Annotated in this window: 11 protein-coding genes; 5 read left to right on the forward strand and 6 right to left on the reverse strand. The window is 59.8% G+C overall.

Going from position 1 to position 12652, the window contains the following annotated elements:
• Nucleotides 1-14: 14 nt before the first annotated feature.
• A complete protein-coding gene (locus tag CKW14_RS08430) occupies nucleotides 15-2960 on the forward strand; it encodes an HD domain-containing phosphohydrolase (protein WP_095125132.1) in 2946 nt (981 codons plus the stop codon).
• Here CKW14_RS08430 and CKW14_RS08435 read toward each other — a convergent pair whose 3' ends face one another.
• Together CKW14_RS08435 and CKW14_RS08440 are read right to left on the reverse strand one after the other, a co-directional pair.
• On the reverse strand, nucleotides 2961-3443 hold the full coding sequence (locus CKW14_RS08435) for a GAF domain-containing protein (protein ID WP_095048447.1): 483 nt from the start codon (nucleotides 3441-3443) through the stop codon (nucleotides 2961-2963). It abuts the gene before it with no gap.
• The gene (locus tag CKW14_RS08440; RefSeq protein WP_095048448.1) at nucleotides 3440-4330 is read right to left on the reverse strand and encodes an ATP-binding protein; all 891 of its coding nucleotides are present in this window, start codon (nucleotides 4328-4330) and stop codon (nucleotides 3440-3442) included. Before CKW14_RS08440 ends, CKW14_RS08435 begins: the two co-directional genes overlap by 4 nt.
• Before the next feature lie 167 nt (nucleotides 4331-4497).
• Between CKW14_RS08440 and CKW14_RS08445 the strand changes: the two genes are divergently transcribed.
• Nucleotides 4498-6819 (forward strand): response regulator, encoded by a 2322-nt coding sequence (locus CKW14_RS08445; RefSeq protein WP_095048449.1) that lies wholly within the window; start codon nucleotides 4498-4500, stop codon nucleotides 6817-6819.
• On the opposite strand, the gene CKW14_RS08450 is transcribed toward CKW14_RS08445, so the two are convergent.
• The 3 genes from CKW14_RS08450 to msrB all read right to left on the reverse strand — a co-directional run bounded on the left by CKW14_RS08450 (nucleotide 6803) and on the right by msrB (nucleotide 8251).
• Nucleotides 6803-7264, reverse strand: a complete 462-nt coding sequence (locus CKW14_RS08450) for a MarR family winged helix-turn-helix transcriptional regulator (protein ID WP_095125133.1) — start codon at nucleotides 7262-7264, stop codon at nucleotides 6803-6805. The genes CKW14_RS08445 and CKW14_RS08450 overlap by 17 nt on opposite strands.
• Nucleotides 7261-7746, reverse strand: coding sequence for a glutathione peroxidase (locus CKW14_RS08455; RefSeq protein ID WP_016985485.1), 486 nt, complete (start codon nucleotides 7744-7746; stop codon nucleotides 7261-7263). Before CKW14_RS08455 ends, CKW14_RS08450 begins: the two co-directional genes overlap by 4 nt.
• Nucleotides 7747-7855: 109 nt before the next feature.
• Nucleotides 7856-8251, reverse strand: a complete 396-nt coding sequence (gene msrB / locus CKW14_RS08460; RefSeq protein ID WP_095125134.1) for a peptide-methionine (R)-S-oxide reductase MsrB — start codon at nucleotides 8249-8251, stop codon at nucleotides 7856-7858.
• Nucleotides 8252-8475: 224 nt separating this feature from the next.
• Between msrB and CKW14_RS08465 the strand changes: the two genes are divergently transcribed.
• Together CKW14_RS08465 and htpX are read left to right on the forward strand one after the other, a co-directional pair.
• Nucleotides 8476-9687, forward strand: coding sequence for a pyridoxal phosphate-dependent aminotransferase (locus tag CKW14_RS08465; protein WP_007908620.1), 1212 nt, complete (start codon nucleotides 8476-8478; stop codon nucleotides 9685-9687).
• 303 nt (nucleotides 9688-9990) lie between these two features.
• Complete coding sequence (htpX, locus tag CKW14_RS08470; protein WP_007908619.1) at nucleotides 9991-10878, forward strand: protease HtpX; 888 nt, start codon at nucleotides 9991-9993, stop codon at nucleotides 10876-10878.
• A 184-nt stretch (nucleotides 10879-11062) separates the two neighbouring features.
• On the opposite strand, the gene CKW14_RS08475 is transcribed toward htpX, so the two are convergent.
• Nucleotides 11063-11710: a thiopurine S-methyltransferase gene (locus CKW14_RS08475; protein ID WP_095048452.1), complete on the reverse strand. Its 648-nt coding sequence runs from the start codon at nucleotides 11708-11710 to the stop codon at nucleotides 11063-11065.
• A gap of 103 nt (nucleotides 11711-11813) precedes the next feature.
• Here CKW14_RS08475 and CKW14_RS08480 point away from each other — a divergent pair, with 103 nt between their 5' ends.
• Nucleotides 11814-12581, forward strand: a complete 768-nt coding sequence (locus tag CKW14_RS08480) for a class III extradiol ring-cleavage dioxygenase (protein WP_095125135.1) — start codon at nucleotides 11814-11816, stop codon at nucleotides 12579-12581.
• Nucleotides 12582-12652 lie beyond the last annotated feature (71 nt).

A 12652-nucleotide genomic window follows, 5' to 3' on the forward strand; every position in this document is an offset into this window, starting at 1 on the left:
ATGGAGAGTCCGAAATGCCCAGCCCACTGCGCCCGGAGCAACGCCGGTTTCCGCTGCATGTGCACATCAGCGTCATGTTCACATTCCTGTTGCTGCTCACCGGGGTCGTACTGGGCCTGTTCAATTACCACCAGACGACGCAGATCATCCTGTCGAGCAGCGAAAAGCTGTTCGAAAGGATCGAACAAGACGTACGTCTGGACATGTCCGCAACCTATCAGCCGATTCGTCACCTGCTGAGTTTGCTGGCGGATGACCCCGCCACTCAGGCCGCGCGCCTTGAACAACGCTTGCCCTTGCTCCGACCGTTTAGCCAGTCGCTCAACGACAATCCCAATCTGGCATCGCTATATCTGGGTTATGCCAATGGCGATTTCTTCATGGTGCGTCCGCTGCGCAGCGCCGCCATCAAGACATTGCTCAAGGCCCCTGAAGCGGCGGCATATCAGGTCTGGAGTATCGAACATGACCCGCAGGGCGCGGTGCACTCGCAATCGCTGTTTCTTGACCAGACATTGTCGCTGATCAGCCGTCAGGACAACCCCGACGACAGCTACGATCCGCGTAGCCGCGCGTGGTTCAACCATGCTCGCCAGCAAAACGAACAAATCACCACCGAGCCCTACGTGTTTTTCTCCACGCGCAATGTCGGCACGACGCTGGCCCGACGCAGCGGCGAGAACGCCGTCATCGGTGCTGACCTGACGCTGGTCGCCCTGTCGGCGGCGCTGAGCAAACATGTCGTCACACCCTCCACCGAAATTGCCCTGTTCGATGCCGACGGCAACGCCGTGGCCTATCCCGACAGCGAACGCCTGATCGTCGACAGTAGCGGCGCGCATCTGGCCAAAGCGGCGGATCTGAGTCCGGGCTTGCATGCGCTGTTGTCCGGCGCAGCCGCGGGCAATCGCCTGGAAGCCGATGGTCGCCAGTGGATCGTCGCCCGCAGCAGCATTCAGGAGGGCGGCCCGAAAGGTTTGCAGTTGGCGCTGCTGGTGCCCGAGGACGAGTTATTGATCGATGCCTACCGCCTGCGCTGGCAAGGCGCGCTGATCACCCTCGCGACCCTGCTGCTGTGCTTGCCGCTGGGCTGGGTGATTTCGCGGATATTGGTCAAGCCGTTGCATGCGCTGGTCAAGGAAGCCGACGCGATTCGCAGTTTCGATTTCAACTTTCCTCTGGCCCGCCGCTCGCCGGTGCTTGAAGTCGACCAGTTGAGTGTGTCGATGGCGCGGATGAAAGACACTCTGGCGAGTTTCTTTCGGATTACCGACACCCTCGGCGCCGAAACCCGCTTCGCCCCGCTGCTGCAACGGGTGCTGTTTGAAACGGTGCAGATTGCTCAGGCACAGGCAGGGCTGATCTATCTGCGTGAAAGCGACAGCAGCCGCATGGAGCCATACGGGCTGGTGATCGATGGTACGTCTCAGGCGTTGGAAGCATTCGACATTCAGGGACACGACCTGCAACAGAACAAAGGGCCGGCGTGGTTTGAACAATTGGTCGGCGCCAACAACGTGGTGAGCAACTTCGGCGTCGATCAGGCCGGCGACTTGCAGAAGGTCCTGCTGGCAATGCAATCGCCCCGCATCCATCTGATCGGCATCCGCCTGCACAACCGCCACGACGAAACCATCGGCCTGCTGATTCTGCTGGTGAGCGACAGCGGCACGGCAGCCGATCTGGAAAAACTGCGCCCTGATCGCATCGCGTTCCTCCAGGCTGTCTCGGGCGCGGCGGCGGTCAGTATCGAGAGCCAACGCCTGCAAGCCCGCCAGAAGCAATTGCTCGACGCCTTCATTCAACTGCTCGCTGGCGCTATCGACGCCAAGAGTCCGTACACCGGCGGCCATTGTCAGCGCGTGCCAGAGTTGACGCTGATGCTCGCCCAAGCGGCAGCGGCAAGCGAGGCGCCGGCGTTCAGTGCCTACCAACCGAGCGAGGATGAATGGGAAGCCTTGCACATTGCCGCGTGGCTGCACGACTGCGGCAAAGTGACGACGCCGGAATATGTGGTCGACAAGGCCACCAAACTGGAAACCATCAACGACCGTATTCATGAAATTCGCACGCGTTTCGAAGTGCTCAAGCGTGATGCCTGGATCAGCTATTGGCAGGCGTGTGCTCTGGGCGGCGATGAGACTGCACTGGCCGAATTGCGCGATGCCACGCTGACGGCGCTGGACGACGATTTTACGTTTGTCGCGCGCTGTAATCTGGGCAGTGAAGCGATGGCAGAGGCGGATCTGCAGCGCCTTGACCATCTGGCGCAACGCACCTGGCTGCGCACCCTTGATGACCGCTTGGGCGTGTCATGGGAAGAGAACCGGCGTCAGGCGCGCACGCCGGCACCGAATCTGCCGGTCAGTGAAAAGCTTTTGGCAGACAAGCCGGAGCACTTGCTTGAACGCGACCCGAACGAGTTGATCCCCGAAGACAATCCATGGGGCTTCAAACTGGATGTACCGCAACACAAATACAATCGCGGCGAGCTGTACAACCTGAGCATCAACCGTGGCACCCTGACCCGCGAAGAGCGTTACATGATCAATCACCACATGGTGCAGACGATCATGATGCTCAGCCACCTGCCCTTCCCCGGCCACCTCGACAGCATTGCCGAAATCGCCGGCGGCCATCATGAAAAAATGGACGGCTCCGGTTACCCGAAACGCCTGAAGCGTGAGGACATGAGCCTGCCCGCGCGGATGATGGCGATTGCCGATATCTTTGAGGCGCTGACCGCAGCCGATCGCCCGTACAAAAAGGCCAAAACGCTGAGCGAGGCCTTGGCGATCATGGCCACCATGTGCCGTGAGGCGCACATCGATGCCCAGCTTTTTGGATTGTTCATCAACGAAGGCGTTTACATGCAGTACGCCGTGCGTTTTCTCGATCCCGGTCAAATCGATAACGTCGATCCGGCCAGCCTGTTGCACAAGGCTGGCCTCACCGCGTGATCAGCAGTCGGTCAGACGCAGGAAAATTGCCGCCAGTTGCTCGATGCCGGCCTGATCCTGCGCGGTAAAACGCGACAGTTTCGGGCTGTCGAGGTCGAGTACACCGATCAGGCGCCCGTCCTTGACCAACGGTACGACCAGTTCGCTGTTCGAGGCGCTGTCGCAGGCGATATGCCCCGGGAACGCGTGTACGTCTTCAACGCGCTGGGTTTGCCGAGTGGCCGCCGCCGCGCCACACACACCACGACCAAACGGAATGCGCACGCAGGCGATCTGCCCCTGGAACGGACCAAGCACCAGTTCTTCGTTGCGGTTGAGGTAAAAACCCGCCCAGTTCAGGTCATCGAGCTGGTTGAACAGAAACGCCGAAAACTGCGCGGCGTTGGCGATAAAATCACGCTCGTCCGCCAGCAGCGATTCCAGTTGTGCGGCCAACATGCCATAGCCTTCGAGGCCCTGGCCGCTTTGTTGCAAATCAATCATGCCTTGTGCTCCAACAATTTCAGTCCCACCCAGTAACGGGCGAATTGGTACGCGCAACGTCCGTTGCGATTACCGCGGCCGGTGGCCCAACGCACCGCAAGGATGTCCAGTGCTTCGTCGCGCTGCCAGCTCAGGCCGGCCTTGGCGGCCAACTGGCCGATCCAGTGTTCGACGACGTTAAGGAAGTGTTCTTGGGTAAACGGATAGAACGACAGCCACAGACCGAAACGGTCCGACAGCGCGATCTTGTCTTCAACGGCTTCGCTGGGATGCAGTTCGCCGTCGACGCGTTTCCAGTTTTCGTTATCGCTCTCCTTTTCCGGCACCAGGTGGCGGCGGTTGGAGGTGGCGTACAGCAATACATTGTCCGGGGCCTGCTCAAGCGAACCGTCGAGGACGCTTTTGAGCACGCGATAATCGCCTTCACCGGATTCGAACGACAAGTCATCGCAAAACAGCACGAAGCGTTGTGGCAGCTTGCCGATCTGCTCGACCACCCGCGGCAGATCCGCCAGATGATCACGCTCGATCTCGATCAGGCGCAGGCCGGCGGCGGCGTGTTCCGCCAGCAAGGCCCGCACCAGCGACGACTTGCCGGTACCGCGCGACCCCCAGAGCAACGCATGGTTGGCCGGCATACCATCGAGAAACTGCTGGGTGTTGCGCCCCAGTTGTTCGAGCTGACGGTCAACGCCGATCAGGTCGGACAGGCGCATGTCGAGGCTGACTTCCAGCGGCATCAGATAGCCGCTGCGCCCGTCGCGTTGCCAGCGCGCCGCCAGACAAGTGCCCCAGTCGATCACCGGCCGTGGTGCCGGCAACAACGGTTCGATACGCGCCAGAACCGACTCGGCGCGTTCAAGAAAAGCATTTAATCGGGAATCCACGTCTTCTCCTCGGGCACGTTCACAGTGATGATGGTGAATCCTGCGACGACACACAGATAAAAATCACCCTACCAAGCCTTGTTACAAGGCGATTCGGGAACCTCGGTATCCATACATGATCGACTATGCTTGAGCAGCGAAGGGAAACGGAAGTGGTTCAACACCCCATGGATATCAAATTCACCCACCGGCTGTCTTACAAGCAAGCCAGGCTTACCGTGCTGGTCGGGTTCATTCTGGGCACGCTGCTCAGCCTGCTGCAAATCGGCATCGATTATGCCAGTGAAGACGCCTCCATCAACCGTGAAATCCTGTCTTTGCTGGAAATCAGCCATAACCCGGCCTCACGGATCGCCTACAACATCGACGCCGAACTGGCGCAGGAACTGACCCTGGGCCTGTTGCGCTCGCCGGCAATCATTTCTGCGCAACTGATCGACAACAACAATACGGTGCTGGCCAGCGTCAAACGCCCGGAACTGCAAAGCGGCTATCGGGTCATCAGCGACTTCCTGTTTGGCGCCAAACGCCAGTTCGAAGACCGTCTGTATCTGGATCATCTGCCCAATGAATCGCTGGGCGTGTTAAGCCTTGAGGTCGACACCTATGCGTTCGGCAGCCGCTTCCTGCGCCGCGCCGAGGTGACCCTGCTCAATGGCTTCGCCCGCAGCCTGATTCTCACCGGCATCCTGTTGGCGCTGTTCTATGTGATGTTGACCAAACCACTGGTGCGGGTCATCCGCGAACTCAGCGGGCGCGACCCGCGCAGCGCCGAGCCGACCACGCTGGAGTGCCCGTCCGGCCACGGCAACGATGAAATCGGCGTGCTGGTCAAAGTCGCCAATCAGCAATTCGAGAACATTGCCACCGAGATCCAGCAGCGACGCAACGCCGAAAACCGTCTGACCGACTACCTCGGACAACTGGAAAACATCGTCTCGGCGCGCACCGCTGAACTCAAGGCGATCAACGCACGGCTGAGCCAGTCCAATCAGGAACTCGAAGTCGCCCGCAGCACCGCCCTGGAAATGGCCGAGGCCCGCTCGGCGTTCCTCGCCAACATGAGCCATGAGATCCGCACGCCGCTCAACGGCCTGCTGGGAATGATCGCGCTGTCACTCGACGGTCCGTTGAATGCCGAACAGCAGCAACAACTGTCGATCGCCCACGACTCGGGCAAAGTGCTGGTCGAATTGCTCAACGATATTCTCGACCTGTCGAAGTTCGATGCCGGGCAACTGGAGCTTGAGCACATCCCGTTCGATCTTGGCTCATTGATCGAAGACACCGCCAACCTGCTGTCGCAGAATGCCGCGCCGAGCGTCGAACTGACCTGCCTGATCGACCCGCACTTCCCGGCACTGGTACTGGGCGATCCGACCCGCGTGCGGCAGATCGTCAGCAATCTGCTGTCCAACGCGCTGAAATTCACCCGCTTCGGCCGGGTGGATGTGCGCTTGTCGACCTACAAGGATGGCGTGCGCATCGAGGTCTGCGACACCGGCATCGGTATCGCCCAGGACGCGCAGCTGAAAATCTTCCAGCCGTTCACTCAAGCGGGCGCCGGCATCACTCGACAATACGGCGGCACCGGGCTGGGTCTGGCGCTGACTTACAACCTCTGCGAAGCCATGCAGGGGCGCCTGACCATCAGCTCCGAGACCGGGTTCGGCAGTCAGTTCTGTGCCGAGCTGCCACTGCCGTGTCATACCCGCGCACTGGTTCCGGCGCCGCTGCACGGGAAAATCCTCGCCATCACCGCTGCCAGCAGTGGACTGGCGGAACTGTTGCAGAGCCTGCTGCCGGTGTGGGGACTTACATATGAGCAGCGCACCATCGATGACTCACTGCTGGGCCTGACGCCGGACGTGGTGATCACCGATTGTCCGGAGTGTCTGTTCGGCTTGCGCCCGACGCTTGGGGCGCCGATTTTGCTGGTAACCGCCTACGGCAGTTTCCTGCCGAGCGAAGAAGCCGCCGCACTCGCGCCTCTGCAGCAACAGGCCCGACCATTGGCGCGAAATGCTCTGTACCAGAACCTGCGACGCACCCTGCAACCGGACGTGGTCGCCGTTAACGATGCGCAACTCGAAACGTCTCCCTCGGTGCGGCGCGGGCGGGTGTTGCTGGTTGAGGACAACCCGGTCAATCAACTGGTGGCCAAAGGCATGCTCGGCAAACTGGGCTGCGAGGTCATCGTCGCCGCCCACGGTGCCGAAGCGCTGGATCAGTTGGAGTATCACGAATTCGATCTGGTGCTGATGGACTGCAACATGCCCGTGATGGATGGCTACGAAGCCAGCCGGCAGATCCGTCAGAGCGGGCGCTGGCCGAGCCTGCCCATCGTCGCTCTGACCGCCAACGCCATGTCCGAGGAACGCGAACGCTGCCGCGCAGCCGGCATGAGCGACTATCTGGCCAAGCCGTTCCGCCGTGAAGAGCTGGCGGCACTGCTCGATCAGTGGATCCCGACTACGCCAGCGCTTTGATCTGTCCCAACAAGTGATCGAGGCCGTCACGCAACTCATTGAGACGGTCCAGATCCACCCCGCTGTCGCACAACAATCGGGCCTTGAGCGGCCCGACCTGCTCGCGCAAGGCTTGGCCTGCCGGTGTCAGACTCAAGTGCACTTCGCGCTCGTCACGCGTTGAACGCTGGCGCTGTACCCATTGCAACTGTTCCAGACGCTTGAGCAATGGCGTCAGCGTGCCCGAGTCCAGTGCCAGACGCTCGCCCAACGCCTTAACCGTCGGTTGCTCCGGCGCAGCGTCCTGCCATTCCCACAACACCAGCATCGCCAGGTATTGCGGGTACGTCAGGCCGAGCTGATCGAGCATCGGTTTGTAGGCACGAATCACCGCCCGGGAAGCGGCGTACAGCTTGAAGCACAACTGGTTGTCGAGCTTCAGCGAATCGACCGGCAAGCTGTTCATTTGAGCAGGGCTTCGATCTCGCCGCTCAGCTCCTGCGGCTTGGTGGTCGGGGCAAAACGCTTGACCAGTTTTCCGTCCTTGCCAATCAGGAACTTGGTGAAGTTCCACTTGATGCCCTGGGAGCCAAGCAGGCCCGGCGCGCGTTTTTTCAGCTGCACGAACAGCGGATGCGCGTCTCCACCGTTAACGTCGATCTTCTTGAACAGCGGGAAGCTGACGCCGAAGTTCAGCTCGCAGAACTCACTGATCGCCCCTTCGTTACCCGGCTCCTGCTTGCCGAACTGATTGCACGGAAAGCCCAGGACCACCAGACCCTGATCCTTGTAGGTCTGCCACAGTTCTTCGAGGCCTTTGTACTGTGGGGTGAAACCGCATTTGCTCGCGGTGTTGACTACCAGAACCGCTTTGCCGGCGAAATCGGCCAGGGTCTTTTGCTCACCCTTGATGGTGGTGCACGGAATGTTCAACAGGTTGTCGCTCATGGCGTCGGGCTCCGCAGACAGTCAAGAAAGATCAAACATAGCGAGCAATTAAATTGTGTGCAATTTAATTATCGAATAATAAGGCGACCCGAAGGTCGCCTTCATTCGTTTATGCGCGTGGAACCAGATCCAGGCAAACCGAATTGATGCAATAACGCAAACCAGTCGGCGGCGGGCCGTCCGGGAATACATGACCCAAATGCGCATCGCAGCGCGCGCACTTCACTTCCGTGCGGATCATGCCGTGGCTGATGTCACGGATTTCGGTCATCGCGCTTTCGCCAATCGGCGCGTAGAAGCTCGGCCAGCCGCAGCCGGAATCGAATTTGGTCTTGGAATCGAAAAGCGCTTCGTTGCAGCAAACGCAGTGGTAGACACCGTCGGTTTTGGTGTCGTTGTATTTGCCGGAGAACGGGCGCTCGGTCGCACTCAGACGACAAACTTTGTATTGCTCAGGGTCGAGCATCGCACGCCATTCTTCCAGGGTTTTTTCCAACTTTTCCATCATCACACCTCAGCGGCTGAAAAAGCCCGATCTGTACCTTTTCCACGGATCGGGCGGCACGTATGATTGCGCCTCGTCACGCACCAGTCTGGCAGCCAGACCGGGCGCATTCAAACGGATTATGGGAGCCACGGCTCAAGACGTCCGCCTGTGTGAAGACGCAGGAATCCCAGTACGGTTGTCCACCCGCCGCCTGGATCGTTCATTTTCGGGATCACATCGCCATGCAGTTCAGCAAATCGAACAAGCTCGCCAACGTCTGCTACGACATTCGCGGCCCAGTGCTCAAGCACGCCAAACGACTGGAAGAGGAAGGCCAGCGCATCCTCAAGCTGAACATCGGCAACCCGGCGCCGTTTGGTTTCGAAGCGCCGGACGAAATTCTTCAGGATGTGATCCGCAACCTGCCGACCGCGCAAGGCTACAGCGACTCCAAAGGTCTGTTCAGCGCGCGTAAAGCGGTGATGCAGTACTACCAGCAGAAGAATGTTGAAGGTGTCGGCATTGAAGACATCTATCTGGGCAACGGCGTATCCGAACTGATCGTGATGTCGCTGCAAGCGCTGCTCAACAACGGCGACGAAGTGCTGGTGCCCGCCCCGGACTATCCGCTGTGGACTGCCGCCGTCAGCCTCGCCGGCGGTAACGCCGTACATTACCTGTGCGACGAAGGCGCCGACTGGTTCCCGGATCTGGCCGACATCAAAGCCAAGATCACCCCGAACACCAAAGCGATGGTGATCATCAACCCGAACAACCCGACCGGCGCGGTGTATTCGAAGGAAGTGTTGCTGGGCATGCTGGAAATCGCCCGCGCGCACAACCTGGTGGTCTTCTCCGACGAGATCTACGACAAAATTCTGTACGACGATGCCGTGCACATCTGCACCGCGTCGCTAGCCCCGGACTTGCTCTGCCTGACCTTCAACGGTCTGTCGAAGTCCTACCGTGTGGCGGGTTTCCGCTCCGGCTGGATCGCCATTTCCGGACCGAAGCACAACGCGCAGAGCTACATCGAAGGCATCGACATGCTGGCCAACATGCGCCTGTGCGCCAACGTGCCAAGTCAGCATGCGATCCAGACCGCATTGGGCGGCTATCAGAGCATCAACGACCTGGTGCTGCCGCAGGGTCGCCTGCTGGAACAGCGTAACCGCACCTGGGAATTGCTTAACGACATTCCAGGCGTGAGCTGCGTCAAGCCGATGGGCGCGCTGTATGCGTTCCCGAAGATCGACCCGAAGGTCTGCCCGATCCATAACGACGAGAAATTCGTCCTCGACCTGCTGCTCTCCGAGAAACTGCTGGTGGTACAGGGCACGGCGTTCAACTGGCCGTGGCCGGATCACTTCCGCGTGGTCACCCTGCCCCGCGTCGACGATCTGGAAATGGCCATCGGCCGTATCGGCAACTTCCTCAAGTCCTACCGCCAGTAACTGGCCAGCAGTGCGCAACGGCCAAACGTTGCGCACTGTCTGATTCAGCAACACTTCTGCGTTCCGCGTCCGCGCACGCCTTCTACACTTGCGATTCGTACCGTTTACCTGCGTCCAGCTTAATGGCGACGGGTCGCGGCTGGCCGTCATCCCTATCGTTATCTGTCGTGGGAAATGTGCCAGGCACCGAAGAATCCGCTGTAGGACACAGTTTGAAATAGTCACTCAGTTGAATAGCCCGGTGCAGCACCTTATATACCCCGCAGTACGCTACATCTTTAGCTTGAGGAGATTTCTACAACCATGATGCGCATCCTGCTGTTTTTGGCCACTAACCTGGCGGTCGTGCTGATAGCCAGCATCACCCTGAGCCTTTTCGGCTTCAACGGGTTCATGGCGGCCAACGGGGTTGATCTCGACCTTAGTCAGCTGCTGGTTTTCTGTGCAGTCTTTGGTTTCGCCGGCTCGCTGTTCTCGCTGTTCATCTCCAAGTGGATGGCGAAGATGAGCACTGGCACCCAGATCATCAGCCAGCCACGTACCCGGCATGAGCAATGGCTGCTGCAAACTGTCGAGCAACTGTCCCGCGAAGCCGGGATCAAGATGCCCGAAGTCGGTATTTTCCCGGCCTACGAAGCAAACGCCTTCGCCACCGGCTGGAACAAGAACGACGCACTGGTCGCGGTCAGCCAGGGCTTGCTCGAGCGCTTCTCACCCGATGAAGTGAAAGCCGTGCTGGCCCACGAAATCGGCCACGTCGCCAACGGCGACATGGTCACCCTGGCGCTGATCCAGGGCGTGGTGAACACCTTCGTGATGTTCTTTGCACGGATCATCGGCAACTTCGTCGACAAGGTGATCTTCAAGAACGAAGAAGGCCAGGGCATCGCCTACTACGTGGCGACCATTTTCGCCGAACTGGTACTGGGCATTCTCGCCAGTGCGATCGTCATGTGGTTCTCGCGCAAGCGCGAATTCCGTGCCGACGAAGCCGGCGCCCGCCTGGCCGGCACCAGCGCAATGATCGGCGCACTGCAACGCCTGCGCGCCGAACAAGGTCTGCCGGTGCACATGCCAGACACCCTTAACGCCTTTGGCATCAACGGTGGTATCAAACAGGGCTTTGCCCGCATGTTCATGAGCCACCCGCCGCTGGAAGAGCGTATCGACGCCCTGCGTCGTCGCGGTTGATCCGACCGGTGTAACAATGAAAAAGGCCCGCAGTGATGCGGGCCTTTTTTTGTTTCTGTGCAAATAATGGACTGTTGCTGATGACCTCTTCGCGAGCAGGCTCGCTCCCACACGAGCCCTGCGAACACCCATCCAATGTGGGAGCGAGCCTGCTCGCGAAGAGGCAGGCACTGTCAGCCAAAAACTATCGAGAAGAAACCCGATAAACCCGCTCCTCCAGCCGCGTCACGCCAGCCTGAAGGAACTTCCCGCTCTCCCCCAGCACATCCTGCTCTTCCAGCACCGGCACCTGCCAGGCACCACTCAGCAACCGCTGCACCTCATCATCCCCCACCGCAAACGGCGGCCCCGGCATCTGCGCCTGATCGTAATCCAGGGTAATCAGCAACCCGTGCACGCCCTGTGGGAGGATCTGCTGAAGATGCGCCGCATAACGCTCACGCATCGGCGCCGGCAAGGCAATCAGCGCGGCGCGGTCGTACAACGCGGCGCAATCGGCCACATCGGCGGCCGTCAGCGCAAAAAAGTCACCGCACCACAGTTCGATGGCATCACCGCGATAGACCTTGAACGCGCCCTTCTGGCTAATCTGCGGCTGCACCTGATATTCACTGAAAAAGTCCTCGATAGCCTTTTCCGACAGTTCGACCCCGAGCACCTGATGACCACGTCCGGCCAGCCACGCCAGATCCAGACTTTTCCCACACAGAGGCACGAGCACTCGCGCCGCAGCCGATACCGCCCAGTGCCGCTGCAAATACGGGTTTACCTCGGGCAGATGGAAACCAATCTGCCCCGAAGCCCACTTCTTGTGCCAAAACTCAGGCTGCATGCATCACTCCCAATAATTCGATCAAAAAGCGTTAAAACTTATATTAGATTTAGATCAATGATCTGACTGAAGATGAAGCCATCTTAACGCTCAGGAACCCGCCATGTTGCCCAGCCTGTTCATTTCCCATGGTTCACCCATGCTGGCCCTGGAGCCCGGCGCCAGTGGCCCGGCTCTGGCTCGTCTGGCCGCCGAATTGCCGAAACCCAAAGCCATCGTCATCGTCTCCGCGCACTGGGAAAGCCAGGAACTGCTGGTCAGCAGCCATGCACAACCGGAAACCTGGCATGACTTCGGCAGCTTTCCCCGGGCGCTGTTTGAAGTGCAGTATCCGGCGCCGGGTAATCCGCAACTGGCTGCTGAGGTGGCTGATCTACTGACTGCCAACAACCTGCCTGCCCGTCTCGATCCGCAACGCCCGTTCGATCACGGTGTTTGGGTGCCACTGTCGCTGATGTACCCGCTGGCGGATATTCCAGTGGTGCAGGTTTCGCTACCGAGCCGCGCGGGCCCGGCGCTGCAAACCCGGGTCGGCCGCGCGCTGGCGAGTCTGCGTGATCAGGGCATTTTGCTGATCGGTTCCGGCAGCATCACGCACAACCTGCGCGAACTGGACTGGCACGCCGGCCCGGAAAGTGTCGAGCCGTGGGCGCGGGATTTCCGTGACTGGGTGATCGAGAAGTTGGCGGCCGACGATGAGGCAGCGCTGCATGATTATCGCCAGCAGGCACCAAATGCGGTGCGCAGCCATCCGAGCGATGAGCATTTGTTGCCGTTGTATTTTGCCCGGGGCGCGGGGGGAGAGTTCAGCGTTGCTCATCAGGGTTTCACGATGGGCGCGCTGGGCATGGATATTTATCGTTTCGATTGACGCCTTCGCGAGCAGGCTCGCTCCCACAAAGGCAAAAAAAATCCCCGAACCAGTCGGGGATTTTTTATGTG

Origin of the sequence: Pseudomonas sp. Irchel s3a12, from assembly GCF_900187485.1 — a bacterium.
GTDB classification, from domain to species: domain Bacteria; phylum Pseudomonadota; class Gammaproteobacteria; order Pseudomonadales; family Pseudomonadaceae; genus Aquipseudomonas; species Aquipseudomonas neuropathica.

Excerpts from the sequence above, each read along its gene's own strand:
- CKW14_RS08430 (WP_095125132.1), top strand. The coding sequence starts at position 15 with ATGCCCAGCCCACTGCGCCCGGAGCAACGCCGGTTTCCGCTGCATGTG.
- CKW14_RS08435 (WP_095048447.1), bottom strand. The coding sequence starts at position 3,443 with ATGATTGATTTGCAACAAAGCGGCCAGGGCCTCGAAGGCTATGGCATG.
- CKW14_RS08445 (WP_095048449.1), top strand. The coding sequence starts at position 4,498 with ATGGATATCAAATTCACCCACCGGCTGTCTTACAAGCAAGCCAGGCTT.
- CKW14_RS08450 (WP_095125133.1), bottom strand. The coding sequence starts at position 7,264 with ATGAACAGCTTGCCGGTCGATTCGCTGAAGCTCGACAACCAGTTGTGC.
- CKW14_RS08455 (WP_016985485.1), bottom strand. The coding sequence starts at position 7,746 with ATGAGCGACAACCTGTTGAACATTCCGTGCACCACCATCAAGGGTGAG.
- msrB (WP_095125134.1), bottom strand. The coding sequence starts at position 8,251 with ATGGAAAAGTTGGAAAAAACCCTGGAAGAATGGCGTGCGATGCTCGAC.
- CKW14_RS08465 (WP_007908620.1), top strand. The coding sequence starts at position 8,476 with ATGCAGTTCAGCAAATCGAACAAGCTCGCCAACGTCTGCTACGACATT.
- htpX (WP_007908619.1), top strand. The coding sequence starts at position 9,991 with ATGATGCGCATCCTGCTGTTTTTGGCCACTAACCTGGCGGTCGTGCTG.
- CKW14_RS08475 (WP_095048452.1), bottom strand. The coding sequence starts at position 11,710 with ATGCAGCCTGAGTTTTGGCACAAGAAGTGGGCTTCGGGGCAGATTGGT.
- CKW14_RS08480 (WP_095125135.1), top strand. The coding sequence starts at position 11,814 with ATGTTGCCCAGCCTGTTCATTTCCCATGGTTCACCCATGCTGGCCCTG.